Origin of the sequence: Streptomyces sp. NPDC001678 (genome assembly GCF_042892945.1) — a bacterium.
GTDB lineage: Bacteria > Actinomycetota > Actinomycetes > Streptomycetales > Streptomycetaceae > Streptomyces.
Genome location: NZ_JBIAUP010000002.1, coordinates 310868 through 336342 on the forward strand (window position 1 = coordinate 310868; position 25475 = coordinate 336342).

The 25475-nt window shown below is 73.2% G+C and carries 19 protein-coding genes; 12 read left to right on the forward strand and 7 right to left on the reverse strand.

The annotated features are described in order from the left end of the window. The first annotated feature begins 15 nt into the window (after positions 1-15). Positions 16-1131: an alpha/beta hydrolase gene (locus ACFYZR_RS04955; RefSeq protein WP_391905105.1), complete on the forward strand. Its 1116-nt coding sequence runs from the start codon at positions 16-18 to the stop codon at positions 1129-1131. Positions 1132-1155: 24 nt separating this feature from the next. On the opposite strand, the gene ACFYZR_RS04960 is transcribed toward ACFYZR_RS04955, so the two are convergent. Further along, positions 1156-2244 carry an NlpC/P60 family protein gene (locus ACFYZR_RS04960; RefSeq protein WP_391905107.1) on the reverse strand — a complete coding sequence of 363 codons (1089 nt, stop codon included), beginning with the start codon at positions 2242-2244 and terminating at the stop codon, positions 1156-1158. Between the two features lie 278 nt (positions 2245-2522). On the opposite strand from ACFYZR_RS04960, the gene ACFYZR_RS04965 reads away from it, so the two are divergent. Both ACFYZR_RS04965 and pcrA read left to right on the forward strand, forming a co-directional pair. After that, entirely contained in the window at positions 2523-2876 is a 354-nt protein-coding gene (locus ACFYZR_RS04965; protein ID WP_391905109.1) for a hypothetical protein, read from the forward strand. Positions 2877-2934: 58 nt separating this feature from the next. After that, positions 2935-5415 carry a DNA helicase PcrA gene (gene pcrA / locus ACFYZR_RS04970; protein ID WP_391905112.1) on the forward strand — a complete coding sequence of 827 codons (2481 nt, stop codon included), beginning with the start codon at positions 2935-2937 and terminating at the stop codon, positions 5413-5415. A gap of 113 nt (positions 5416-5528) precedes the next feature. On the opposite strand, the gene ACFYZR_RS04975 is transcribed toward pcrA, so the two are convergent. Both ACFYZR_RS04975 and ACFYZR_RS04980 read right to left on the reverse strand, forming a co-directional pair. After that, a complete protein-coding gene (locus ACFYZR_RS04975) occupies positions 5529-7097 on the reverse strand; it encodes a peptidoglycan DD-metalloendopeptidase family protein (RefSeq protein ID WP_391905115.1) in 1569 nt (522 codons plus the stop codon). A gap of 184 nt (positions 7098-7281) precedes the next feature. Further along, entirely contained in the window at positions 7282-8193 is a 912-nt protein-coding gene (locus tag ACFYZR_RS04980; RefSeq protein ID WP_391905117.1) for an esterase/lipase family protein, read from the reverse strand. A 357-nt stretch (positions 8194-8550) separates the two neighbouring features. On the opposite strand from ACFYZR_RS04980, the gene ACFYZR_RS04985 reads away from it, so the two are divergent. Continuing rightward, positions 8551-8961 carry a cobalamin B12-binding domain-containing protein gene (locus ACFYZR_RS04985; RefSeq protein ID WP_391905119.1) on the forward strand — a complete coding sequence of 137 codons (411 nt, stop codon included), beginning with the start codon at positions 8551-8553 and terminating at the stop codon, positions 8959-8961. On the opposite strand, the gene ACFYZR_RS04990 is transcribed toward ACFYZR_RS04985, so the two are convergent. Beyond that, positions 8936-10624: a DUF5691 domain-containing protein gene (locus tag ACFYZR_RS04990; protein ID WP_391905122.1), complete on the reverse strand. Its 1689-nt coding sequence runs from the start codon at positions 10622-10624 to the stop codon at positions 8936-8938. The two genes, ACFYZR_RS04985 and ACFYZR_RS04990, sit on opposite strands and share 26 nt — an antisense overlap. 71 nt (positions 10625-10695) lie before the next feature. Continuing rightward, positions 10696-12054, reverse strand: coding sequence for an SWIM zinc finger family protein (locus ACFYZR_RS04995; protein ID WP_391905125.1), 1359 nt, complete (start codon positions 12052-12054; stop codon positions 10696-10698). Between ACFYZR_RS04995 and ACFYZR_RS05000 the strand changes: the two genes are divergently transcribed. The 6 genes from ACFYZR_RS05000 to ACFYZR_RS05025 all read left to right on the forward strand — a co-directional run bounded on the left by ACFYZR_RS05000 (position 12053) and on the right by ACFYZR_RS05025 (position 21383). After that, positions 12053-13282 (forward strand): AAA family ATPase, encoded by a 1230-nt coding sequence (locus ACFYZR_RS05000; protein WP_391905127.1) that lies wholly within the window; start codon positions 12053-12055, stop codon positions 13280-13282. The genes ACFYZR_RS04995 and ACFYZR_RS05000 overlap by 2 nt on opposite strands. Then, positions 13279-15684, forward strand: a complete 2406-nt coding sequence (locus ACFYZR_RS05005) for a DUF5682 family protein (RefSeq protein WP_391905129.1) — start codon at positions 13279-13281, stop codon at positions 15682-15684. Before ACFYZR_RS05000 ends, ACFYZR_RS05005 begins: the two co-directional genes overlap by 4 nt. Then, positions 15681-16868: a VWA domain-containing protein gene (locus tag ACFYZR_RS05010; RefSeq protein ID WP_391905132.1), complete on the forward strand. Its 1188-nt coding sequence runs from the start codon at positions 15681-15683 to the stop codon at positions 16866-16868. Before ACFYZR_RS05005 ends, ACFYZR_RS05010 begins: the two co-directional genes overlap by 4 nt. Positions 16869-17176: 308 nt before the next feature. Continuing rightward, entirely contained in the window at positions 17177-18352 is a 1176-nt protein-coding gene (sucC, locus tag ACFYZR_RS05015) for an ADP-forming succinate--CoA ligase subunit beta (protein WP_391905135.1), read from the forward strand. Positions 18353-18374: 22 nt separating this feature from the next. Continuing rightward, positions 18375-19259, forward strand: a complete 885-nt coding sequence (gene sucD, locus ACFYZR_RS05020) for a succinate--CoA ligase subunit alpha (RefSeq protein ID WP_126915613.1) — start codon at positions 18375-18377, stop codon at positions 19257-19259. A 204-nt stretch (positions 19260-19463) separates the two neighbouring features. Next, entirely contained in the window at positions 19464-21383 is a 1920-nt protein-coding gene (locus ACFYZR_RS05025; RefSeq protein ID WP_391905138.1) for a DUF6350 family protein, read from the forward strand. Positions 21384-21506: 123 nt separating this feature from the next. Here ACFYZR_RS05025 and ACFYZR_RS05030 read toward each other — a convergent pair whose 3' ends face one another. Then, positions 21507-22262, reverse strand: coding sequence for a hypothetical protein (locus ACFYZR_RS05030; protein WP_391905141.1), 756 nt, complete (start codon positions 22260-22262; stop codon positions 21507-21509). 262 nt (positions 22263-22524) lie between these two features. Here ACFYZR_RS05030 and purN point away from each other — a divergent pair, with 262 nt between their 5' ends. Together purN and purH are read left to right on the forward strand one after the other, a co-directional pair. Next, positions 22525-23151: a phosphoribosylglycinamide formyltransferase gene (purN, locus tag ACFYZR_RS05035; RefSeq protein ID WP_391905143.1), complete on the forward strand. Its 627-nt coding sequence runs from the start codon at positions 22525-22527 to the stop codon at positions 23149-23151. Between the two features lie 47 nt (positions 23152-23198). After that, a complete protein-coding gene (purH, locus tag ACFYZR_RS05040; protein WP_391906017.1) occupies positions 23199-24746 on the forward strand; it encodes a bifunctional phosphoribosylaminoimidazolecarboxamide formyltransferase/IMP cyclohydrolase in 1548 nt (515 codons plus the stop codon). A gap of 75 nt (positions 24747-24821) precedes the next feature. Here purH and ACFYZR_RS05045 read toward each other — a convergent pair whose 3' ends face one another. Beyond that, on the reverse strand, positions 24822-25469 hold the full coding sequence (locus ACFYZR_RS05045; protein ID WP_391905146.1) for an RDD family protein: 648 nt from the start codon (positions 25467-25469) through the stop codon (positions 24822-24824). Positions 25470-25475 lie beyond the last annotated feature (6 nt).

Genomic DNA, 25475 nt, shown 5'->3' on the forward strand with positions numbered 1-25475 from the left:
GAGCCCGATGATCCGATGAGCCTGACGGGGACCCCCTTCCTCCTGATCACGATCGCCCTGGTCGTGGTGGCCCTCGCGCTGCCGCTCGGCCTCTGGGGCCGAATAGGCGGGCCGCGGCCCGTCCGGCACGCGACGCGCTTTCTGATGCTGCTGTTCGCGCAGGCCACGGCGATCGTGATGGTCTTCGTCATCGTCAACAACAGCAACGGTCTCTTCGACACCTGGGCCGATCTCCTCGGCACCGGCGACCACGTCAGGGCGGCCGCCGACCTCGGCCCGGACGGCACCGGCGGCAAGGCGCCCGACCAGGGGCCGAAGGCGGTCGCCAAGTTCAAGCCCACCTCCGACAAGCGCATGGGCCCCGGTGTCCTGGAGACCGAGCTCAAGGGCCACATATCCGGCGTGGAGGGCGAGGTCTACGTCTGGCTGCCCCCGCAGTACGACGACCCCGCGTACAAGGACAAGAAGTTCCCCGTGGTCGAGGTGCTGCCCGGCTTCCCCGGCTCGGCGAAGGCCTGGTTCGGCACCCTTGAGGTGAACACCCAGCTGGGGCCCATGATGCGGCGGGGCGAGGTGGCCCCCTTCATCATCGTGGCGCCGCGCACCACCCTCCTCGGCGACACCGACACCGGCTGCGCCAACATCCCCGGCAAGGTCAACGCCGACACCTGGCTCAGCGTCGACGTCCGCAAGATGGTCACCGACACCTTCCGCGCCGACGACCGGGCCGACGGCTGGGCCGTCGCCGGCTACTCCGCGGGCGCCCACTGCGCCGCCAAGCTGGCCGTCGCCCACCCCGACCGCTACCGCGCGGGCGTGAGCCTGTCCGGCTACAACGACCCCGCCGGCGAGCCCGGCGCGCTCACCGCGAAGACACCGGAACTGCGCGATGCCAACAACCCGCTGAAGATGCTCGAGCACGCCGCGACCCCGCCCAAGGTGGCGCTCTTCGTCTCCGGCGCCGAGACCGACGGCTATCAGGGCGGGCAGGCGCTCAAGCAGGCGGCCAAGCCGCCGACGACGGTACAGACCGTCCTGGTGCCGGCGGGCGCGGGCGGCCACGGCACGGCCGTCTGGAAGCGGCAGGTTCCGGACGTCTTCAAGTGGCTGACGAAGCAGGTGGCCCACTAACCCCGTACGCCCCGGCCCCGGGCCTCACGCCGGCCGCGTCGCCCCCGCGAACGGCATCTCGTCGACCGGCGCGACCCGCACCGGGGCCCCCGGGTGCGGGGCGTGGATCATCTTGCCGTCGCCGACGTAGAGGCCGACGTGGCTGATCCCGGAGTAGAAGAACACCAGATCGCCCGGGGCGAGCCGGTCGCGGGAGACCCGCCGCCCGGCGTTGATCTGGGTGTAGGTGGTGCGCGGCAGGGACACCCCCGCCGCCTGCCACGCGGCCTGGGTGAGCCCCGAGCAGTCGAAGGCCGACGGGCCGGTCGCCCCCCACTCGTACGGCTTGCCGAGCGCGGAGTACGCGAAGGCCACCGCCCGCCCCGCACGTCCCGGCACAGCGCGCCCCGACACCGCGCCGGCCACCTCGCCGACCGCCTCCGAGCCGGTCGCGACGGACGCCTTCGCGGTGTCCGCCGCCTTCGCCACGCCCGTGCCGGAGTCCGTACGGATCGCGGTGGCCTCCTCGGCGGGCAGCTCGCTCAGCAGCTGCCGGGCCCGGTCGAGCTTGGCGTCGATGGTGCGCTTGTGCGCGGCGAGCGCGCTCTCCTCGCGCCGGATCTCGGCGAGCCGCGCCTCCGCCGTCGTCCGCACCCGCTGGACGTCCAGCAGCTCCCGGCGGACCCGGGAGATCGCGGCGGCCTGCCCCTGGCCCGCGCGGTCGGCCAGTGAGGCGTTCTCCAGGAAGCGGTCCGGGCTGGTCGACAGCAGCAGCCGCATGCTCGTGGGCATCGAGCCGCCCCGGTACTGGGCGGCGGCGAACGAGCCGAGGGCGTTGCGGGCGGCGTTGAGGCGCTCGGTCTTGCGGGCGGCCTCGTCCTGGAGCCCGGCGAGTACCGAGCGGGCGCGGTCCGAGCGTTCCTTCACCCCGTTGTACTGCTCGGTGGCGACCTCGGCCTGCTGGTAGTACCGGGCCACCTGGGCCTTGGCCTGCGCGGGAGTGGGCGCGGGGGCGGCGTGGCCGGTGCCCTCGAGCGCGGTGGCGGTGGCCGCGCCCGCGAGGGCGAGAGTTGCCGCGGTACGGGCGGTGCTGCCGGCGAGAGGGTGGTGCTTGGGCTTTCGGTGCGTGGCCACGGCGGCCGTCACTTCCTTCCGTCCGGCAGGGGGGACCGGCGGTGGCCCGCACGAGGGGGGTGAGGGCGGGCCACCGCCGTCTGGAGGAGGACGCTAAACCTCTGGATCACCGGGAAACGGCCATGACCGCTATTGCCCTGAATCGGCTGTTTGGCGATCGCACCTGGCGGGCCGCCCCTGCCGGACTGGGAAGGACGGTGCCGGGGACTGACCGAGGTGGTGTCCCTGCCCCACCTGGGCGCGGGGTGGTGCTATGGCCCCGGCTAGGGTCGGTGCCCATGGACGTTCTCATTCACGCCGTCGTCGGCCTCCACATCATCGGCATCGCCTCCCTGCTCGGCGGGTTCCTCACGCAGATGAAGGCGATGGGCAAGGGCGAGGCCCGCATGGTGCCGGCGATGCTGCACGGCGCGCTGACGATGCTGGTCACAGGGGTCGCGCTGGTCGGTCTCCACCAGGGCCAGGGCGACACGGTCAACACCGTGAAGATCGGCGTGAAGCTCGCCCTGCTCGTCGTGATCCTGGGCCTGGTCTATGTGAAGCGGGACGAGGAGAAGGTCGAGGCCGCCGCGTTCGGCACGGTGGGCGCGCTGACGGCGGCGAACATCTTCATCGCGGTGTTGTGGGTCTGACCACTGTCGGGCGGATCCCGGCTCGGCTGTCGGTGGGGCGGCCTAGACTCGGGAGGCGATGAGCAGCCTCTTTGACGACAGCTTCCTGGCGGACCTGGCCCCTGCCGAGGAGGAGCCCCCTCCGCCTCCGGAGGACACGGCTCCGGAGCCCTTGCCGGACGACCTCTTCGGCGGTGCCTTCGACGCGCCCGTGCCCAGGGAGGCGTTCTACCGCGACGGCGCCGCCCGGCCCGTCGTGGACCCCTCCGCGCTGCTGGAGGGGATGAACGACCAGCAGCGCGAGGCCGTCGTGCACACGGGCTCCCCGCTGCTGATCGTCGCGGGCGCCGGCTCCGGCAAGACCCGGGTGCTCACCCACCGCATCGCGTACCTCCTGGGCGCGCGCCAGGTGCACCCCGGGCAGATCCTCGCGATCACCTTCACCAACAAGGCCGCCGGCGAGATGAAGGAGCGCGTCGAGCAGCTCGTCGGCCCCCGCGCCAACGCCATGTGGGTCATGACCTTCCACAGCGCGTGCGTGCGGATCCTGCGCCGCGAGAGCAAGAAGCTGGGCTTCACGTCCTCCTTCTCGATCTACGACGCGGCCGACTCCAAGCGCCTCATGGCGCTCGTCTGCCGGGACCTCGACCTCGACCCGAAGAAGTTCCCGCCGAAGTCCTTCAGCGCGAAGATCTCCAACCTCAAGAACGAGCTCATCGACGTGGAGGCCTTCGCGGCGAAGGCCGCGGACGGCTTCGAGAAGACGCTCGCCGAGGCGTACACGATGTACCAGGCACGGCTGCGCGAGGCCAACGCCCTGGACTTCGACGACATCATCATGACCACCGTCCACCTCCTCCAGGCGTTCCCGGACGTGGCCGAGCACTACCGCCGCCGCTTCCGGCACGTCCTGGTCGACGAGTACCAGGACACCAACCACGCCCAGTACACGCTGGTGCGCGAGCTCGTGGGCACGCCGGAGACGGCGGGCGAGGAGGGCGTCGGCGAGCTGTGCGTCGTCGGCGACGCCGACCAGTCGATCTACGCCTTCCGCGGCGCCACCATCCGCAACATCCTCCAGTTCGAGGAGGACTACCCGGACGCCACCACGATCCTGCTGGAGCAGAACTACCGCTCCACGCAGACGATCCTCAGCGCGGCCAACGCGGTCATCGAGCGCAACCAGAACCGCCGCCCCAAGAACCTGTGGACGCAGGCCGGCGCGGGCAGCGCCATCACCGGCTACGTCGCCGACACCGAGCACGACGAGGCGCAGTTCGTCGCCGACGAGATCGACCGGCTGACGGACGCGGGCGACGCCAAGGCGGGCGACGTCGCCGTCTTCTACCGCACCAACGCCCAGTCCCGTGTCTTCGAAGAGATCTTCATCCGCGTCGGCCTGCCCTACAAGGTCGTCGGCGGAGTGCGCTTCTACGAGCGCAAGGAGGTCCGGGACGTCCTCGCGTATCTGCGGGTGCTGGCCAACCCCGAGGACACCGTGCCGCTGCGGCGCATCCTCAACGTGCCCAAGCGCGGCATCGGCGAGCGCGCCGAGGCCATGATCGAGGCGCTGGCCCTCCGGGAGAAGGTCAGCTTCGCGCAGGCGCTGCGCCGTGTCGACGAGGCCTACGGCATGGCCGCCCGCTCGGCGAACGCGGTCAAGCGCTTCAACGTCCTGCTGGAGGAGCTCCGCACGGTCGTCGAGTCCGGGGCGGGCCCCGCGACCGTCCTGGAGGCGGTCCTGGAGCGCACGGGCTATCTCGCCGAGCTCCAGGCGTCCACGGACCCCCAGGACGAGACCCGCGTGGAGAACCTCCAGGAGCTCGCCGCCGTCGCCCTGGAATTCGAGCAGGAGCGGACGTCCCAGGAGGGCGCCGAGAACCCCGGCACGCTCGCCGAATTCCTGGAGAAGGTCGCGCTCGTCGCCGACTCCGACCAGATCCCCGACGAGGACACGGAGGGCACCGGCGTCATCACGCTGATGACCCTCCACACCGCGAAGGGCCTGGAGTTCCCGGTCGTCTTCCTCACCGGCATGGAGGACGGCGTCTTCCCGCACCTGCGGGCCCTCGGCCAGGCCAAGGAGCTGGAGGAGGAGCGGCGGCTCGCCTACGTGGGCATCACCCGCGCCCGCGAGCGGTTGTACCTGACCCGGGCGAGCATGCGCAGCGCCTGGGGCCAGCCCGCGTACAACCCGCCGTCGCGGTTCCTGGAGGAGATCCCGGAGCAGCACCTGACGTGGCGCCGCACCGGGCCCGCGACGCCGTCGGCGTCCTCGCTGGGCGCGGGTGGGGGCTCCCGGACGAGTTCGGGCATCTCGTCCGGCTTCGGCTCGGCACGTGGCGGCAAGTCGGCGACGAGCGGCTTCGCGACGCGGCGTGCGAAGGAGCGCGAGGTCGTGGCGCTGGTCATCGGCGACCGGGTCACGCACGACTCGTTCGGGCTGGGCACGGTCGTGGCGGTCAAGGGCAGCGGTGACAACGCGGAGGCGACGATCGACTTCGGCGGGGAGAAGCCGAAGCGGTTGCTTTTGCGGTACGCGCCGGTGGAGAAGCTTTAGCTTTTCGCTCGGCTGCGGGCCGGTTGTGGCTGGTCGCGCCCACGCGGCGGTAGCCGCATATCGACACAGCCCCGCGCCCCTTACGGGGCGCGGGTCCTCTTCGCGGCCCTCGGTTACGTCGGGTCCAGGTCGTGGCTGCGGAGCCAGGGGAGGGGGTCTATGGCCGAGCCGCCGGGGTGTACCTCGAAGTGGAGGTGCGGGCCGGTGGAGTTGCCGGAGTTGCCGGAGTAGGCGATGACGTCCCCGGCCTTGACCGGCCCGGAGCGGAGCTTGTAGCTGCTGAGGTGGCAGTACCAGGTCTCGGTGCCGTCCGACGACGTCACCTTGGCCATGTTGCCGTAGGCCACGTTGTACTGCGTGCTGACCGTGCCGTCGTTGGCGGCCATGACGGGCGTGCCGTAGCTGACGGGGAAGTCGATGCCGGTGTGCACCGACATCCAGTTGACGCCCGCCTGGCCGAAGTAGGCGCTGAGTCCGTGCTGGGCGACGGGCAGGGCGAACTTGGGGCGTTCGCGTTCCTTGCGGGCGGCTTCCTCGGCCTGGCGTTTGCGCTCCTCCTCCTGGCGGACCTTGAGGTCGATCCGCTCCTGGGTGCGGCTGGCGCGGGTGGCGAAGTCGTCGGCGCCCTGGCTGAGGCCGGCGAGCTGGGTGTCCAGCTTGCTGTTGGCGGCGGAGAGCTTGACGGAGTTGTCCGGGGCGGAGGCCGCGGTGGTCTGCGACGTGTCCTTCTGTCCGCCGGTGATGACGGACGCCGCCGCGATCCCGGCCACCCCCATGACGGCGACCGAGGGGACGGCGACGGTGAGCAGGGCCTTGCGACGCGGTCGGTAACCGGCGCGGGAGGGGGCGCCCTTGCGGCGGTTGCCGCGGGACTGGTGCGGGACCTCGGCCCGGTTCCGTGCCCGGGACGGTGCGGGCGCGGCGTCGTCCCCGGGGGCGCCGGCGTTCCCGATGCCCTCGGTCTCCTCCGGCGGCTGGGGGATCACCATCGCTCGGGTCTCGGCGTTCGCGACACCGGCGTCGTCGGAGAGGCCGGGGACGCCGGAGACGTCGACCATGACGGTGGGGGTGTGCTGTACCGGGGGCCGCTGGTCCTGCGGCTCGTCGGCGGCCGCGTACGCGCTCGCGTCCCAGGTCTGGGTCGCCTGGGCGCTCAGGTCCCACTGGCCGGAGTCCCATTGCCCGGAGGTGTCCCAGGACTGGGCGGGGGACTGGGCGGGCTGGGTGAAGTATTGATTCTGCCCAGTGGTGTCCCACTGATCCCACTGGCCGGAGTGGTGCTGGCCCGTGTCGTAGGTTCCCGCTGCCGAGCCGGCGGCGCTCCAGGCACCCGTGTCCCACTGCCCCGACGGATGAGCGGACGGCTGGGCGGACGCGGCGGCCGTGCCGGAGAGGTCCCACTGGCCGGATCCGCCGGAGGTGTCCCACTGCTGGGCGGCGTACTGGCCCGTGCCGTCGTGGCCGAGGTCGTAACCGCCGAAGTCCCAGGTCTGGGTGTGGCCGCCGTTGCCCCACTGGTCGGTGGTGTTGGTGTCCCAGTGGCCGGAGGCATGATCGCCGTATCCGGTGTAGCCCTGCGGAGCGTATGGCTGCTCGTACGCCACGTAGTGCCCGTGCCCATAGGAGGCATCGGGAGCGGGCACGGACTGAGCCGGGCCCGCCGACGGGTGACGGTCGTTCACCACCACATCCATTTCGCCTTGGCAGTCAGGAGAATTAGCGGCGACTGTACCCGGCGGTATGCGACGACGACAATCTTCCCCACGTTTCGGTCACCGAAGGGCTGGGCATTTAGCCGCCTTTTGGTGGACTGAGCCATGATGGGTCGACTTGACGTTCGATATGCGTTCGATGTTTCTGCGGAACTCAGGCGACCGAGGCGGCTCCCGCCGCTCCCGTCGCCGGCTCTTCCGTGGTCAGCGCCTGCCTGATGCCCGTGGCCACCTCCCCGTGCACGGGGAGGGCGAGATGGCCCACGCCGCACACCCGTACGTTGCGCGCGTGGAGGTCGGGGTGATCGATACGGGCGGTTTCCACGGGCACCATGATTTGATCCAGGTCGCTCCAGAAACCGATGAATTGCGTTGCGCAATGGGGCGCGGGCCCGGCGAGTTCGGTGATGACGTCCGAATCGGGCCGCATCTGCCGTACCAAAGGATGGGCTGTCATGAGGGGGGCCACCAGGGTCCCGCTGTGCGGGGTGCCGAGGGTGACGAGCGTACGGACGCGGGTGTCGCCGCCGAGTCGCTGGATGTAGTAGCGCGCGATCAGCCCGCCCAGGCTGTGCCCCACCATGTCGACGCGCTCCCGGCCCGTGCTCAGGCAGACCTCTTCCACATGCCGGCCGAGCATCTCCGCCGCCTTGCGGATGTCGCAGGTCAGGAGGGAGTAGTTGAGGGACCACACCTCGTCCCAGCCGTGCCGGCGCAGCGAGCGGCGCAGCAGGACGAACACCGAGCGGTTGTCGATGAAGCCGTGGAGGAGCAGGACGGGCGGGCGCTCCGCCACCGGTCCGACCGGTCCGGTGGGCGCGCCGGGCGCTTCGGCCGGTTCGGGCCGTTCGGGCCGTTCCACCGGTGTGGCGGGGGAGGGACGGGGGGCCGGTGGGGGGAGGGGCGGCGGTCGGCGCTCCTGGGCGATCCCGGTGGGGTAGAGCAGCACATGCACGGTGAGGATCGCCAGCTCCAGCAGCGTGGACCGGACGAGCGCCGCCGACGGGCGCGGGCGCGCCGCGGTGAAGGAGCGTATGAGGGTAAAGAGAAAGGGCAAGGCCCCCATGGCCGACCGACCTCCCGAACAGCACACAGCGGCGACCTTGTCCCCCGTGTGCCCTCATGGGCAGCTGTGCGCGTGGCGGGCCACCCTTCTGTGCCGTGCGGCTGTCGGCACAGAGGGGCGGCCGCCTCGTCGCGGCTCCCCTCGCGGCCGCCCCGTGGTCCGGTGTCTCGTGGCCCGGCGCGTCTCGTGGTCGGAGCGGGCGATGTGGCCCGTGAGACGGGGGTTACGGGAGCGGTGCGTAGCGAACGTGGTGTCCCACGTGTGATTTCCCCCTCGGCCTCCACCGCGAAACGGCCGGGTGCGGGATGCTGAACGCAGCGGCCTACGGCACGTACACGCATGTACATGGAGGCAGTGATGGGAGTGACCGGTCCGATCCGCGTGGTGGTGGCCAAGCCAGGGCTCGACGGCCATGATCGCGGCGCCAAGGTCATCGCACGTGCGCTGCGCGACGCCGGTATGGAGGTCATCTACACCGGGCTCCACCAGACACCCGAGCAGATCGTCGACACCGCGATCCAGGAGGACGCGGACGCGATCGGCCTCTCCATCCTCTCCGGCGCGCACAACACTCTTTTCGCCAAGGTGATGGAGCTGCTGAAGGAGCGTGACGCGGAGGACATCAAGGTCTTCGGCGGCGGCATCATCCCCGAGGCCGACATCGGCCCGCTCAAGAAGCTGGGCGTGGCGGAGATCTTCACCCCCGGGGCGACGACGTCCTCGATCGTGGAGTGGGTCAACGTCAACGTCCGGCGGCAGGACGCCTGAGGACGGGCGCGAGCTCCTCCAGCATCGCGGCGCGGAGCCGCAGCGTTCCGATGAGCCGCTGATACGCCTCCGCCCAGTAGCAGGCCGCGCCCTGGGGAGCGGCGTCCTCCGGACCGGACGGGAGGACGGTGAGCGCCTCCAGCAGGTCGGCCTGGGCCGGGTCCAGACAGCGCTCGGCCATGCCCATCACCCCGCTGAAGCTCCAGGGGTAGCCGCCCGCCTCCCGCGCGGTGTCCAGCGCGTCCACCACCGCCCGGCCCAGGGGCTCCGCCCAGGGCACCGCGCACACACCGAGCAGCCGGAACGCCTCCGACAGGCCGTGCGCCGCGATGAACTCCGCCACCCATTCGGCCCGTTCCCCGGGCGGCAGCGCGGACAGCAGCTTCGCCGGGTCCAGCCACGAGGCGCCCGTGGGCGTGGGCGGGGTCGCCGCCGGGCCCAGCAGCGCCCGTGACCATTCCGCGTCCCCCTGCCGGACGGCGGCCCGGCACCAGGCCGCGTGGAGGTCGGCCCGCCATCCGTCGCCCACCGGCAGGGCCACGGCCTCGGCGGCGCCCGCCACACCGAGGCGTTCGCACCAGTTCCCCAGCGGTGCCGCCTCCACGAGCTGGCCCAGCCACCACGACCGTTCGCCCCGGCCCGCCGGGGGCTTGGCCACGACGCCGTCGCGGCGCATCGCGGCGTCGCACTCGTGCGGCGCCTCCACGATCACCGTGGGCTGCCCGCCGGTGCGGTCCAGGGCGACGCAGGCCCTGGCCCGCTCCGCCATCCGGCCCGCGAGCGCGGACCCGGGGAGCGCCGACAGCAGCTCGGCGGCCATGGCCCGGACGGTGCGGCCCCGGTCCGTCAGGGCCTGCTCCAGGAACGCCTCGTCGGCGGGGGAGAGCCCGTCGCGCAGCGTGTCCAGGAACATCAGCCGGTCCTCCGCCCGCTCCTGGGGCCAGGTCGTGGCCAGCAGCTCCCGGGCGGCGGCGGGGTCGCGGCGCCGCAGCGACGTCAGCAGGGCCACGCGTTCGGCGAACAGGCCCTCCTGCCAGACCTGGACCCTGTGCGCGGCGCTGCCCGCCGTCTCCGCCGTGCCCGTCTCCGCCGTGCCCGTCTCCGCCGTGCCCGTCGTGGCCGGTGCCGCGCTCGACGCCGGGGCGTCGCGCAGCGCGTATCTCCACTGCGGGTTGAGCCGCGCCAGCCACAGGGCGCGGGGACCGCCCAGGGCCAGCGCCCCGGGCCGCAGGTCGCTACGGGCCCGCGCCGCGTCGAGCAGCCCGGGCAGCAGGGCCTCGGGGGCGCGGTAGCCGTGGTCGTTGGCGGCCGCCAGCCACTGGGGCAGCAGCTCGGTGAGGTCCGGGCCGCCGCCCCGGCGCCCGGAGCCTCCGGGGCCCGCCGCGCGCTCGGCGAGCAGCAGCGCGAGCCTGCGCCTGGCGGCCTCCGGCAGGGGCGGCCGGACGTCCTCCGGCGCCGCCTCGGGCAGCGGTCCCGGCGTGGCCGGCAGGAGCGCGGCCCGGCGCTGCACGGTCCGCAGCGCGGCCTCGTCGAGCAACGCCCCGGGGGAGGCGGGGCGGCGGTCCGTGCCGAGGAGGGCGGTGGTGACGAGGTCGTCCCAGGTGGTGCTCGACGCAGGTCTTTCCGTCACAGAGCTGCCTTCCGTCACAGAGCTGCCTTCCATTACAGGGCTGTGTTCTGCCCCAGGGCTGTTGTCCACCACAGAGTTGTCTTCCGCCGCAGTGCCGTCTTCCGTCACAGGGCCACCGGTTCCGGTGCCCAGGCCAGCAGGGGGGTGAAGCCCCGGTGCCCGCATTCGCCGAACACCCGCACCGGGCGCCCGCCCGATATCGCCGTCAGCCGCCACAGGGCCGATTCGTCGCCACCGGGGGACACCGCCGGGAGGGCCGACCGGCCGTCCGCGTCCGCCAGTCGCCAGTCGCCGCCGTCCGTGCCGGGGACCGGGACCACCCCCGAGAGGACCACCGGCCAGCCCTCCAGCCACGGGTCGTCCCGCAGTGCCTCGCCGTACGCCCGGAGCGCCTCCTCCGCGTCACCGCCCGGCGGCGGGCCGGGGACGGGCGCCGGGGCCGCGTGCCGGGTGCCCAGGACCGCGCGCAGCGGCCGGGCGGAAGGGTGGAAGGCGAGGTCCGCGTCCAGGGCGAGACCGACGGGGAGCGACAACTCGGGCGCGCGGCCCGCCGCGCCGTAGGAGAGGAGCAGGGCCATCCGGCCCGTGTCCCGGCCCCGCAGCCAGACGCGGCGTGTGACCAGCCGGCCGTCGTCGCCGTCCCGCTGGGCCAGGACGAGCCAACGGTCGCGCACGAGCGGGGCGGAGGCCAGCAGCGACGCCGCGTCCGGCGTGATGCCCACGCGCGCCCGCACCGTCGCCGCCAGGGGCTCCGGCAGCTCGTCCAGCCGGAGGAACCCCTGGTTGAGGGTGTGCAGCAGCGCGCATTCCTCCAGGAGCCGGGAGGTCCGGCCGGCCCCGGAGCCGGAGCCCGCCACGGACGCCAACTCCCGCACCCGCGCGGCGAGTCCCGGCGCCTGCGCGTCGACCATGCGGGCCGCCGTCTCCTCCCACCGCCCGTACGAGGCGGCGTCGGCCGACGCCAGGCCGCTCCGCAGCAGATCGGCGAGGCGCCGCTCCAGCTCCGAGGCGCCCTCCGCGATCCGCGCCGCGCGGCGCTCCGCCCGGCGGCGCGCGGCCTCCGGGTCGGCCGGGCCCCGGGACGTCCCGGAAGCGGCGCCACCGGACCCGGCGGCCTCCCGCTGCCGCCGCTTGTCCAGCCACTGGCCCGCCCAGTCCGGCGGCGTCCCTTCCGGAACGGAACCCGGGCCCTCCGACCACGACAGCAGCAGCCCCAGCGCGTGCTTGCACGGGAACTTGCGGCTCGGACAGGAACAGTGGAAACCCGGCCCCGACAGATCCACGACCGTCCGGTACGGCTTGCCGCCGCTGCCCTCGCACTCCCCCCAGACCGCGCCCGTGTGCGCGCCCGCGCCCGACCACGGGCCGGGCGTCGCGAGCCTCGCGCCCGCCTTGCGTGATGCGGCGTCAGGTGCCAGCTCCAGCACGCGTTCCGCCGTCCAGCGTTCCCCCTGCGGATTCATGTCCCCGACGGTAGGGGACCCCACTGACAATCGCCCTCGACGTGATGAATCCGCAGGTCAGGGCCATTGTCAGTGGGGTGGTGCAGGGTGGGTCACGCCACCCGGAACCGCACGACGAGGGGGACTTGTGACCGTGCCCGGAATCCAGACCGATGCCCTGCGCCCGCACGCCGAGGACGCTTTCGCCCACGAGCTGAAGGCCCTCGCGGCGGCCGACGACCGCCCCAGGCCCGAGCGTTGGCGGCTGTCGCCGTGGGCCGTCGCCACGTATCTCCTCGGCGGCACGCTCCCCGACGGCACCGTGATCACACCCAAGTACGTGGGCCCGCGCAGAATCGTCGAGGTCGCCGTCACCACGCTCGCCACCGACCGCGCCCTGCTGCTGCTCGGCGTGCCCGGCACCGCCAAGACCTGGGTCTCGGAGCATCTCGCCGCCGCCGTCAGCGGCGACTCCACCCTGCTCGTCCAGGGCACCGCCGGCACCGCCGAGGAAGCCATCCGCTACGGCTGGAACTACGCCCGGCTGCTCGCCGAAGGCCCCAGTCGCGACGCGCTCGTGCCCAGCCCCGTCATGCGGGCCATGGCCGAGGGCATGACCGCGCGCGTCGAGGAGCTGACCCGCATCCCCGCCGACGTCCAGGACACCCTCATCACCGTCCTGTCCGAGAAGACCCTCCCTGTCCCCGAACTGGGCCAGGAGGTCCAGGCCGTCCGCGGGTTCAACCTCATCGCCACGGCCAACGACCGCGACCGCGGGGTCAACGAGCTCTCCAGCGCGCTGCGCCGCCGGTTCAACACGGTCGTCCTGCCGCTGCCCGCCACCGCCGAGGACGAAGTCGGCATCGTCGCCCGCCGCGTCGACCAGATCGGCCGCTCCCTGGACCTGCCCGCCACGCCCGACGGCATCGACGAGATCCGCCGCGTCGTCACCGTCTTCCGCGAACTGCGCGACGGCGTCACCACCGACGGCCGCACCAGGCTCAAGTCGCCCTCGGGAACGCTCTCCACGGCCGAGGCGATCTCCGTTGTCACGGGCGGGCTCGCGCTCGCCGCCCACTTCGGCGACGGCGTCCTGCGCGCCGGGGACGTGGCCGCCGGCATCCTCGGCGCGGTCGTCCGCGACCCCGCCGCCGACCGGGCCGTCTGGCAGGAGTACCTGGAGACCGTCGTCCGCGAACGGGACGGCTGGAAGGACTTCTACCGCGCCTGCCGCGAGGTGGCCGCGTGACCGGGACCGCCGCCGCTCCGGAGGCTCCCGTGCTGCTCGGCGTGCGCCACCACGGCCCGGGCTCCGCACGGGCCGTACGGGCCGCCCTCGACCGGTGCCGGCCCACCGCCGTGCTGATCGAGGGCCCGCCCGAGGCGGACGCCCTCGCCCTCCTCGCCGCCGAGGAGGACATGCGCCCGCCGGTCGCCCTGCTCGCCCACGTCGCCGGGGAACCGGGCCGCGCCGCGTTCTGGCCGTTCGCCGCGTTCTCCCCGGAGTGGACCGCCCTGCGCTGGGCCCTCGCCCACGACGTACCGGTCCGCTTCATCGACCTGCCCGCCGCGCACACGCTCGCGCTGGGCGGGGAGACCGGACCCGGGCCCGAGGCCGGCCCCGGCCCGTCGGAGGCCGCGACTCCGCGCACCGACCCGCTCGCCGTGCTCGCCGGAGCCGCCGGGTACGACGACCCGGAGACCTGGTGGGAGGACGTCGTCGAACACCGGCGCGACGAGGGCGACGCGCTCGCCCCGTTCGAGGCCGTCGCCGACGCCATGGGCGAACTGCGATCCGCCCTCGGCGAGGAGGGCGACGCCGCCCACGCCGAGCGCGACGCGATCCGGGAAGCCCACATGCGGCTCAAACTCCGCGAGGCACGGCGGGAGTTCGGGGACGCCGTCGCTGTTGTGTGCGGCGCCTGGCACGTGCCCGCCCTCGCCGAGCGGCGGACCGTGGCCGCCGACCGGCAGACGCTCAAGGGCCTCCCCAAGGCCAAGGCCGAGATCGGCTGGGTGCCCTGGACCCACCGGCGCCTCTCCCGCCACAGCGGCTACGGTGCCGGTGTCACCTCACCCGGCTGGTACGGGCATCTCTTCCGGTCCCCCGACCGGCCCGTCGAGCGCTGGATGACCGAGGTCGCCCGGCTGCTGCGCGCCGAAGGCCACCCCGTCTCCTCCGCGCACGTCATCGAGGCCGTACGGCTCGCCCAGACCCTCGCCGCGATGCGCGGCCGTCCGCTCGCCGGGCTCGCCGAGACCGTCGACGCGATCCGCGCCGTGATGTGCGATGGCTCGGACGTGCCGCTCGCCCTCGTCCGGGACCGGCTGGTCGTCGGCGACGTACTGGGCGAGGTCCCCGCCGCCGCGCCCGCCTCGCCCCTCCAGCGCGACCTGGACCGGCAGCGGCGCACGTTGCGGCTCAAGCCCGAAGCGGCAGTTCGTGACTGCGAGTTCGACCTGCGCAAGGACACGGACGCGGCTCGCAGCCGGCTGCTGCACCGGCTGCGGCTGCTCGGCGTCGACTGGGGCGAGCCCCTCCCCTCGCGCGGCGGGCTCGGCACCTTCCGGGAGAGCTGGCGGCTGTGCTGGGAGCCCGAGTTGTCCGTACGGCTCGCCGAGGCGGGGGCGTGGGGCACGACGGTGGAGGGCGCGGCGACCGCCAAGGCGGAGTCGCTGGCGCGCGAGGCCACCGCCCTCGCCGGGATCACCGCCCTGGCCGAGCGATGCCTGCTCGCGGACCTGCCCGACGCCCTGCCCGTCGTCATGCGCGCCCTCGCCGACCGCGCCGCCCTCGACTCGGACGCCGGCCACCTGGCCCAGGCCCTGCCCGCCCTCGTCCGCTCCGTGCGCTACGGCGACGTCCGCCGCACGGACACGGCCGCCCTCGCCGAAGTGGCCACCGGCCTCGCCGAACGCGTCTTCATCGGCCTGCCCGCCGCCTGCGCGGGCCTGGACACGGACGCGGCGGCGGAGATGCGCGGCCATGTGGACGGGGTGCACCGGGCGGTGGCATTACTGGCGGAGACGGCGGAGACGGCGGAGACGGCGGAGGCCGCCGCCCCGCCCGGGCTACGTGAGCGCTGGGCTGCCGTCCTGATGGTGCTCGCCGAGCGGGACGGGCTGCCCGGGGGGATACGTGGGCGGGCCGCGCGGTTGCTGCTCGACGACGGGCGGCTGACGCACGAGCGGGCGGAACGGCTGATGGGCCTTGCCCTCTCCGTCGGTACGCCGCCCGCCGAGGCGGCAGCCTGGATCGAGGGGTTCGTCGGCAGCGGCGGCTCCGGCGGGATGCTCCTCGTCCACGACGAACGGCTGCTCGGCCTCATCGACGGCTGGCTCACCGGAGTGCCGCCCGAGGCATTCACCGGCGTACTGCCACTGCTGCGCCGCACGTTCGCCGTGTTCGAGGCGGGGGTGCGGCGGACGCTCGGCGAGCGGATACGCCGGGGCGGGGCGGGCGCCGGCGCGCAGTCGCCGGACCAGGACACGACAAGGGGCTTCGGCCCGGGTCTCGACCCCGAGCGCGCCGCCGCCGTCCTGCCGGTCATGCGGCTGCTGCTGGGGATGCTGGGGACGGAAGCGGCGGCCGGGCCCGAGCGAAGCAGTGCGGCCAAAGGGAGTAAAGGGAGTAAGGGAGTACTCGTATGACCGCTGAGGCCACCCACACCACTGACGCCACCCGCACCACTGCGGAAGCGGAACGGCTGCGCCGCTGGCGGCTCGTGCTGGGCGCGGAGGGCGGCGAGGGCGCAGGCCCGGGCGGCGGCCTCGTGGGCGCCGACGCCGCCATGGACCGGACGCTGGAGGCGCTCTACGGCGAGACGGACGGGGGCGCCCGGCGCCAGGGCGGGCTCGGCGCGTCCGCGCCGCGCGTCGCCCGCTGGCTGGGGGACATCCGGACGTACTTTCCGGCTTCCGTCGTTCAGGTGATGCAGCGGGACGCCATCGACCGCCTCGGGCTGTCCGCGCTGCTGCTGGAGCCGGAGATGCTGGAGGCCGTCGAGGCCGACGTCCATCTCGTCGGCACCCTCCTCTCCCTCGGCAAGGCGATGCCCGAGGCCACCAAGGAGACCGCGCGGGCCGTCGTCCGCAAGGTCGTCGCGGACCTGGAGTCCCGCCTCGCCGGCAGGACCCGCGCCACGCTCACCGGCGCCCTCGACCGCTCCGCGCGGACCGCCCGCCCCCGTCACCGCGACATCGACTGGGACCGCACCATCCGGGCCAACCTCAAGAACTACCTGCCCGCCCACCGCACGGTCGTCCCCGAGCGCCTGATCGGCCACGGCCGGGCCGCGCGAGCCGTGCGGAAGGAGGTGATCCTCTGCATCGACCAGTCGGGCTCGATGGCAGCCTCCGTCGTCCACGCCTCCGTCTTCGGCGCGGTCCTCGCCTCCATGCGCGCCCTCGACACCCGTCTCGTCGTCTTCGACACGGCCGTCGTCGACCTCACCGACCAGCTGGCCGACCCGGTGGACGTGCTCTTCGGCACCCAGCTCGGCGGCGGCACGGACATCAATCGCGCGCTCGCCTACTGCCAGTCACGGATCACCCGGCCGGCCGAGACGGTCGTGGTCCTCATCAGTGATCTCTACGAGGGGGGCATCCGGGACGAAATGCTCAAGAGGGTCGCCGCGATGAAGGCGTCCGGCGTCCAGTTCGTCAGCCTGCTGGCCCTGTCCGACGAGGGCGCCCCCGCCTACGACCACGACCACGCGGCGGCCCTGGCCGCCCTGGGCGCGCCCGCCTTCGCCTGCACCCCGGACCTCTTCCCGGAGGTCATGGCCGCCGCCCTGGAGAAGCGCCCGCTGCCGATACCCGACCCGGCCGTCTGACGGCCCCCGTGACGGCCGTCCGACGGCCCCGGCTACCCCGAACGCGGCCGAAAGCGTGCGGACGTCGTCGCGATCTGTGAGCGTAATCACGGCCGGAGTGTGATCTGCGATTTAGGGACGCCCCTCCCTCGGGGATAACCTGCGAGACGGACATGCCGCGTCAACGGTGAACGTGTGCCGCCCTCGCCCGTGCTACCCCGGGGCGCAAAACCCCCGGACCTTTGCGGAGATCGCGACCCTCACGCTGCCTCGCGGCACGCCCGCGCAGACAACGAACCGCGATATCCATGGAAAAGGGACGGACGCGCGTGGACCTGTTCGAGTACCAGGCGAGGGACCTCTTCGCCAAGCACGGTGTACCGGTGCTGGCCGGTGAAGTCATCGACACGCCTGAGGCGGCGCGCGAGGCCACTGAGCGTCTGGGCGGCCGTTCGGTCGTCAAGGCTCAGGTGAAGGTCGGCGGCCGCGGCAAGGCCGGCGGCGTGAAGCTGGCCGCCACCCCGGACGAGGCCGTCGCCCGCGCGACGGACATCCTCGGCATGGACATCAAGGGCCACACGGTCCACAAGGTCATGATCGCCGAGACCGCTCCGGAGATCGCCGAGGAGTACTACGTCTCGTACCTCCTCGACCGCACCAACCGCACCTTCCTCGCCATGGCGTCCGTCGCCGGCGGTATGGACATCGAGGAGGTCGCCGCGACGACCCCCGAGAAGCTCGCCAAGGTGCCGGTCGACGCCAACGAGGGCGTCACCATCGAGAAGGCCCGCGAGATCGTCGCCCAGGCGAAGTTCCCGGCCGAGGTCGCCGAACAGGTCGCCGAGGTCCTCGTGACCCTGTGGAAGACCTTCGTCGCCGAGGACGCGCTCCTCGTCGAGGTCAACCCGCTCGCCAAGGTCGCCGACGGCCGCGTCATCGCGCTCGACGGCAAGGTCTCCCTGGACGCCAACGCCGAGTTCCGTCAGCCCTCGCACGAGGAGCTCGAGGACAAGGCCGCCGCCAACCCGCTCGAGGCGGCCGCCAAGGCCAAGGGCCTGAACTACGTCAAGCTCGACGGTCAGGTCGGCATCATCGGCAACGGCGCGGGTCTCGTCATGAGCACCCTGGACGTCGTCGCCTACGCCGGTGAGAACCACGGCGGCGTCAAGCCCGCCAACTTCCTCGACATCGGTGGCGGTGCCTCCGCCGAGGTCATGGCCAACGGCCTCGAGATCATCCTGGGCGACGAGGACGTCAAGTCCGTCTTCGTCAACGTCTTCGGTGGCATCACCGCCTGTGACGCGGTCGCCAACGGCATCGTCCAGGCTCTGGCGCTGCTCGAGTCCAAGGGCGAGAAGGTCGAGAAGCCGCTGGTCGTGCGTCTCGACGGCAACAACGCGGAGCTGGGTCGCAAGATCCTGACCGACGCCAACCACCCGCTGGTGCAGCAGGTGGACACCATGGACGGCGCCGCCGAGCGCGCCGCCGAGCTGGCTGCGAAGTAAGGAACGAGGTCACTAGAACACCATGGCTATCTTCCTCACCAAGGACAGCAAGGTCATCGTCCAGGGCATGACCGGCTCCGAGGGCCAGAAGCACACCAAGCGCATGCTGGCTTCCGGCACCAACATCGTCGGTGGCGTGAACCCGCGCAAGGCCGGCACGACCGTCGACTTCGACGGCACCGAGGTCCCCGTCTTCGGCTCCGTCAAGGACGCCATGGAGAAGACCGGCGCCGACGTCACGGTCATCTTCGTCCCGGAGAAGTTCACCAAGGACGCCGTCGTCGAGGCCATCGAGGCCGAGATCGAGCTCGCCGTCGTGATCACCGAGGGCGTCGCGGTCCACGACACCGCCTCGTTCTGGGCGCTGGCCCAGGCCAAGGGCAACAAGACCCGCATCATCGGCCCCAACTGCCCGGGTCTGATCAGCCCCGGCCAGTCCAACGCGGGCATCATCCCGGCCGACATCACCAAGCCCGGCCGCATCGGTCTCGTGTCCAAGTCCGGCACGCTGACCTACCAGATGATGTACGAGCTGCGCGACCTCGGCTTCAGCTCCTGCGTCGGCATCGGTGGCGACCCGATCATCGGCACCACCCACATCGACGCCCTGAAGGCCTTCCAGGACGACCCCGAGACCGACCTGATCGTCATGATCGGCGAGATCGGCGGCGACGCGGAGGAGCGGGCGGCCGACTTCATCAAGGAGCACGTCACCAAGCCGGTCGTCGGCTACGTGGCCGGCTTCACCGCGCCCGAGGGCAAGACGATGGGCCACGCGGGTGCCATCGTGTCCGGTTCGTCCGGCACCGCCCAGGCGAAGAAGGAGGCCCTCGAGGCCGCGGGCGTGAAGGTCGGCAAGACCCCGTCCGAGACGGCTCGCCTCGCGCGCGCCGCGCTGGCCGGCTGACGCCGTCCAGGTTCCACGGCGTGGGCCCGCATCCCGGCAGGGGGTGCGGGCCCACGCCCGTATACGGGTGCCACGCCTGTACGGGGCCGCTGCCGCACCTGGTTGGACTAAAAGGTTCATAACCGTATTCGTTGCCATACAAGCGACACGACGGTTAAAAGCCAGCTACCCGCCCGAAAGGCGCGTTCTTGGCAGCATGGCCCTGTGAGTGAATACGCCGGTCACGGCCCGTCGCCGACGACGGAGTACCGGCCCGCGGAGGCGGGCCCGGTGCCCTGGGCGCCGGCGCTGCCCGGGTCGGCGAGCACGGCGTTCATCGGCGGGGTGCTCGCCGCCGGGCTGGGGCTCGGGGCCTTCGCCATGGCCGTCCTGGCGATGTGGATCACCTCCCCGTACCCCGACAGCGGCCCCGCGGGCGCGCTGCGCGTCGCCGCCGACCTGTGGCTGCTCGCGCACGGCGCCGGTCTTGTGCGGACCGAGACACTGGCCGGGCCGCCCGCGCCGATCGCGCTGACCCCGCTGCTGTGCGCGCTCGTGCCCTGCACTCTGCTCTACCGCGCCGCCTGTCACGCCCTCGAGCCCCCCGAGGACGCGCCCCCGGACACCCCCGGCCCCGCGCCCCGCCCGGCCTTCACCGCCATGCTCGGCGGCTACCTCCTGGTGGCCCTGGCGGCAGTCGTCTACGCCTGGTCCAGCCCGGTGCGGCCCGCACTGCTGAGCACGCTCTTCCAGTTGCCGCTCGTCGCGGCGGTGTTCATCGCCGCCGGGGTGTGGACGGCCGACGGGCGGCCGGGCTTCCCGGCGCCGCACTTCGTCCGGCGGGTGCTGCCCACACGGCTGCGACGGTGGTTCACCCGGGCCCGGCTGAACGCGATCGCCCGCACCGGGGCGACGGCCGTGGCCGTCCTCCTCGGCGGCGGCCTGCTGCTGGTCGCCGCCTCGCTGATCATGCACGCCGGAACGGCCCAGGACGCCGCCGTCCAGCTGGCACCGCGCTGGTCCGGACGGGTGGCGCTGGCGCTGCTCAGTGCGGCGCTGCTGCCCAACGCGATGGTCTGGGCGGTGGCGTACGGGCTCGGGCCCGGCTTCACGGTGGGCGCGGGCAGCCTGGTCGCCCCGCTGAGTGCCGTGCCGGACCGCCCCAGGCTGCCGCGTTTCCCCCTGCTCGCGGCGCTGCCCGAGCCCGGCGCGGCGAGCCCGCTCGTCCTGGCGGGCGCGGCGGCGCTCGCGGCCGGCGCGGGCATCGCGGTCGCGCACACCGCCGTGCCGAGGCGCGCCCGGCGTGTGGGCTATGGGGAGGCCGCCGCGACAGCGGTACTGGGCGCGTTGCTGTGCGGGGTGTTGATGACAGTGCTGGCGTACGCGTCGTCGGGCGCGATCGGCAACGACGCGCTCGCCGGCTTCGGCCCGCCGTGCTGGCGCACCGGGGGCGCGGCGGCGGCCTGGACGGCGGCGATCGGCCTGCCGGGGGCGCTGGTGGTGCGATGGCGGCGGGGGGCGGTGCCTTCCGCGCGGGGTGCGCGGGCGGAGGGTGGCCAAGAGGGCGGGGAGGAGACGCTGACGGGGTGGCGACGGGTCGGGTACGCGCTGGGGCTGGCGGTGGCGGTGGGGGCGCCGGGTGCGGCGGCGGAGCCGGGGGTGGATCCCCCGGAGCGGGTCCGCGAGACGGAAGCCGGGCCGGAGCCGTCGGGATCCGGCCCGGGAGCCGAGCCTGAGCCTGAGCCCGGGTCAGAGTCCGAGCCCGGGTCAGACTCCGAGTCCGAGTCCGGCTCGGACATCGGCCCCGGTCCGGTGTCCTCGCGGTCGCCGTGGGCGGCGATGGTGGCGTGGTTCGGCTTCCGTCCGCCCGGGAGCCCGAAGGCCGTGCCCGAGCCGGAACCGGTCGTGTACGAGCCGGAGACGTTGCCGCTGACGCCGACGCGGCATCTGCGGGCCACGGAGGAGACGGAGGAGCCCGAGCCCCGGGGGCGGCACAGGATGCGGGGCAAGCGAGGACGGCGGCGCGGAGCCGCCGCGTCGGACTGGCACGAGCCGTCGGCGCGGCGGCACCGGTGGGCGGCGCTCAAGGATTCGGGGGGCGGGCTGATGCCGGACTTCGAGCCGCGGGAGGGGAAGGGGGAGTAGGCCCCGGTCCCGCCCTTTCACCGTTTCCCAGGGGGCTGCCGCCCCCTGGAGCCCCGCCCCCCCGGGGGGGGGCGCGAGGGGGCCACGGCACCGCCGCTGCGGCGGGAAGGAGGCGCCCGGCGCTCAGTCCTGCGTGCCCAGCAGCGGCCGGAACTGCTTCGGCAGATGGTTCTCGCAGGCCGCGCGCGACGTCTGGGTGAGCGCGTCGTCGACGCACGTGTAGTAGTCGCGGTAGGCGATGTGGAAAGCGAACGTCGCCGCCACGATGGCCAGCGCGAGCCCGCCCGTGACCAGGCCGCTGACCGCCGCCGTCGTCTGGGGGCGGAAGCCGCCGGGGGCGGGCGGCGGGGCCGGGGTGTCCGGGTCGCGGGGCTTGGGCTTGGCCCGCAGGGAGCTGATGCCCCAGTAGACGGAGAGGGCACCGAGCAGCAGGGCCACCTGCGGAATGCTGAAGAGGGCGAAGAAGAACCCCCACATGCCCGCGAGCAGGGCGTAGCGGGCGCGCCGCTGGGCCGGGTCCGTGGGGTCCCAGCGCAGGCCGCCCGGGCCGCCGGGACCGCCCGAGGGGCCCTGACCACTGCCGAAGCCGCCGCCCTGGCGGCCCGGCTGCCGGCTGCTCCACTGGCTGCCCCAGGCCGGACGTTCCTCACCAGGCTGCTGCTCCTGGCCGTTCTCGTCGTCGCCGTCACCGGAGTGGCCGGAACCGCCCGGGTTGCCCGTCGCGGGCGTGCGCGGCTGCCACGGGCGGTCCGGACGGCCCTCGGGTGGCGCGGCGAAGGGGTTGTCCTGCTCCTCCCCGGTGGGGGACGGCTGCGGCTGGCTCTCGCGCAGCGCGAGGCGCGGGAGGCGGTGAACCGCGTGACGGCGTCGGTCCGGCATGTGGAGTGTGTCTTCCCCTGGTGTGGTCGTCCTGCACCTTCGAGCCTACGGTGACACGCTCTTTTTCCCGTGCCGTTTCCCGTGCCGCCGTCCGGTCCGGTCCCGACGCTACCTCCCGTGCCCGCCCCCGTCCCGTGGGGGCGGTTCGGTGTGCCGGTATCGTTGCTGGCGGTCGGCGGCTTCGTAGAGTCCCCCGTAATCGGTGACCCCTCCGACTCGTACGACCATACAAACCGCATCACCCGCGAGAAAGGGCCCCACCGTGGCCGCCCCCGCCCGCCCCGCCCGTGTCGTCGTGCTCGTCTCCGGTTCCGGTACGAACCTTCAGGCCCTGCTGGACGCCATCGCCGCCGACCCCGACGGCTACGGCGTCCGCGTCGTGGCCGTGGGCGCCGACCGGGACGGCATCGCGGGCCTGGAGCGCGCCGAGCGCGCCGGGCTGCCGACGTATGTGTGCCGGGTGAAGGACCACGCCACCCGTGATGCGTGGGACGAGGCGCTGACGGAGGCGACGGCCGCGTACGAGCCGGACCTCGTCGTCACCGCCGGCTTTATGAAGATCGTGGGGCGGGCGTTCCTCGCCCGGTTCGGCGGGCGGATCGTCAATACCCACCCCGCCCTCCTCCCCAGCTTTCCCGGTGCCCACGGGGTGCGCGACGCGCTCGCGTACGGCGTGAAGGTCACCGGGTGCACCGTCCACCTCGTCGACGAAGGCGTCGACACCGGCCCGATCATCGCCCAGGGCGTGGTGGAGATCCGGGACGAGGACGACGAGTCCGCGCTGCATGAGCGGATCAAGGAAGTCGAGCGTTCGCTGCTCGTCGATGTCGTGGGGCGTCTGGCCCGCGACGGCTACCGCATAGAGGGACGAAAGGTAAGGATCCCGTGACCGCCGAAGGTACGACCGCCGAAGCTGTGACCGCCGGAGCCGGGGCCATGAAGCGGCCCATCCGCCGGGCACTGGTCAGCGTCTACGACAAGACCGGGCTGGAGGAGCTGGCCCGGGGGCTGCACGACGCGGGCGTCGAGCTGGTCTCCACCGGTTCCACGGCCGGCCGGATCGCCGCCGCCGGCGTCCCCGTCACCAAGGTCGAGGAGCTCACCGGCTTCCCCGAGTGCCTGGACGGCCGGGTGAAGACCCTCCACCCCCGCGTCCACGCCGGCATCCTCGCCGACCAGCGCCTGGAGGCGCACCGCGCGCAGCTCGACGAGCTGGGCGTCAGCCCCTTCGAGCTGGTGATCGTCAACCTCTACCCGTTCCGGGAGACCGTCGCCTCGGGCGCCTCGCCCGACGAGTGCGTCGAGCAGATCGACATCGGCGGCCCCTCGATGGTCCGCGCCGCCGCCAAGAACCACCCCTCCGTCGCGGTGATCGTCAACCCCGGCCGCTACGACGACGTGCTCAAGGCCGTCGGCGACGGCGGTTTCGACCTCGCCGCCCGCAAGCGGCTGGCCGCCGAGGCGTTCCAGCACACGGCCGCCTACGACGTGGCCGTGGCGAACTGGTTCGCGGAGGGCTACGGCGCGGACGAGAGCCCGTGGCCGGACTTCATCGGGATCTCCTACGCCCGCAAGCAGGTGCTGCGCTACGGCGAGAACCCGCACCAGCCCGCCGCGCTCTACCTCGACCCCACGGGCACGGGGCTCGCGAACGCGGAGCAGCTGCACGGCAAGGAGATGTCGTACAACAACTTCGTCGACACCGACGCCGCCCGCCGCGCCGCCTACGACCACGCCGACCCCTGCGTCGCGATCATCAAGCACGCCAACCCGTGCGGCATCGCGACCGGTTCGGACGTCGCCGAGGCCCACCGCAAGGCCCACGCCTGCGACCCGCTGTCCGCCTTCGGCGGCGTCATCGCCGTCAACCGGCCGGTGTCGGTGGCGATGGCCGAGCAGGTCGCGGAGATCTTCACCGAGGTCCTCGTCGCGCCCGGCTACGAGGACGGCGCCGTCGAGGTCCTGGCCCGCAAGAAGAACATCCGGGTGCTGCGCTGCGCCGACGCGCCCGTGGCGCACGGCGAGTCCCGGCCCATCGAGGGCGGTCTGCTGGTCCAGGCCAAGGACCGCCTCCAGGCCGAGGGCGACGACCCGGCCAACTGGACGCTCGCCACGGGCGAGGCGCTCTCCGAGGCGGAGCTGGCCGAGCTGGCCTTCGCGTGGAAGGCCTGCCGCGCGGTGAAGTCCAACGCGATCCTGCTGGCCAAGGACGGTGCGACCGTCGGCGTCGGCATGGGCCAGGTCAACCGCGTGGACTCCGCGAAGCTGGCCGTCCAGCGGGCGGGCGAGGAGCGCGCCCGGGGCTCGTACGCCGCGTCCGACGCGTTCTTCCCGTTCCCGGACGGGCTGGAGGTGCTGACCGCCGCCGGGATCAAGGCAGTGGCCCAGCCGGGCGGTTCGGTCCGCGACGAGCAGGTGGTGGAGGCCGCGAAGGCGGCGGGCGTGACGATGTACTTCACGGGTACGCGTCACTTCTTCCACTGAGCCCTGAGAACACTGAGCCCCGAGAACGAAGAAGGCCGCGCCCCCGGCAGCGGAGCGCGGCCTTCCGGGAACGCCTCAGCGGACCCGTACGACCACCGTGCCGACGATCTTGTCGGCGAACGTCTGCTTCTTCTCGTCCCACAGAGGCCAGAGATAGCCGAGGTAGAAGAAACCGTCGACGATGTGGCACAGGTTGCGGACGAACGCCATGCCGAAGCCGGTGGGCATGCCGTCGCGTTCGCGCAGGACGCTGATGCCCACGGCCTTCTTGCCCGGCGTCTGGCCGGTCTTGCCCTGGCGGTAGAGGGACCAGAAGCCGAGGAAGACGCTGAGGACGAAGCCGAGCCCCATCACGACCAGACCGCCGGTCGTCAGGCCGGTCGACTGCTTGCAGTAGCCCTGGCTCGCCGCGTACGTGGAGCAGTCCTCGTATCCGGTGATCCACATGCCGGCGCCGGCCGCGATCAGGAGCAGCGTGGGAATCCCCAGGATCAGGCTGTCCAGCAGCGTCGCGCCCACGCGCGCCCCCCAGCCCGCCAGCGGCGGGCGCTGCTGCATGGCGTACGGGTCCTGCGGATAGCCGCCGTAGCCGTAGGCCCCGGGAGCCCCGTAGGCCCCGGGCTGCTGGGGGAACGGCGGGTGCTGCGGATACGGCTGTCCCGGCTGCTGCGGCGGGCCGTAGCCCGGCACGGGCGGCGGGTAGGGCGGGTTCGGGTGGGTCACCTGGAC

Excerpts from the sequence above, each read along its gene's own strand:
- ACFYZR_RS04955 (WP_391905105.1), top strand. The coding sequence starts at position 16 with ATGAGCCTGACGGGGACCCCCTTCCTCCTGATCACGATCGCCCTGGTC.
- ACFYZR_RS04965 (WP_391905109.1), top strand. The coding sequence starts at position 2,523 with ATGGACGTTCTCATTCACGCCGTCGTCGGCCTCCACATCATCGGCATC.
- pcrA (WP_391905112.1), top strand. The coding sequence starts at position 2,935 with ATGAGCAGCCTCTTTGACGACAGCTTCCTGGCGGACCTGGCCCCTGCC.
- ACFYZR_RS04980 (WP_391905117.1), bottom strand. The coding sequence starts at position 8,193 with ATGGGGGCCTTGCCCTTTCTCTTTACCCTCATACGCTCCTTCACCGCG.
- ACFYZR_RS04985 (WP_391905119.1), top strand. The coding sequence starts at position 8,551 with ATGGGAGTGACCGGTCCGATCCGCGTGGTGGTGGCCAAGCCAGGGCTC.
- ACFYZR_RS04990 (WP_391905122.1), bottom strand. The coding sequence starts at position 10,624 with ATGGAAGGCAGCTCTGTGACGGAAGGCAGCTCTGTGACGGAAAGACCT.
- ACFYZR_RS05000 (WP_391905127.1), top strand. The coding sequence starts at position 12,053 with ATGTCCCCGACGGTAGGGGACCCCACTGACAATCGCCCTCGACGTGAT.
- ACFYZR_RS04995 (WP_391905125.1), bottom strand. The coding sequence starts at position 12,054 with ATGAATCCGCAGGGGGAACGCTGGACGGCGGAACGCGTGCTGGAGCTG.
- ACFYZR_RS05010 (WP_391905132.1), top strand. The coding sequence starts at position 15,681 with ATGACCGCTGAGGCCACCCACACCACTGACGCCACCCGCACCACTGCG.
- sucD (WP_126915613.1), top strand. The coding sequence starts at position 18,375 with ATGGCTATCTTCCTCACCAAGGACAGCAAGGTCATCGTCCAGGGCATG.
- ACFYZR_RS05030 (WP_391905141.1), bottom strand. The coding sequence starts at position 22,262 with ATGCCGGACCGACGCCGTCACGCGGTTCACCGCCTCCCGCGCCTCGCG.
- purH (WP_391906017.1), top strand. The coding sequence starts at position 23,199 with ATGAAGCGGCCCATCCGCCGGGCACTGGTCAGCGTCTACGACAAGACC.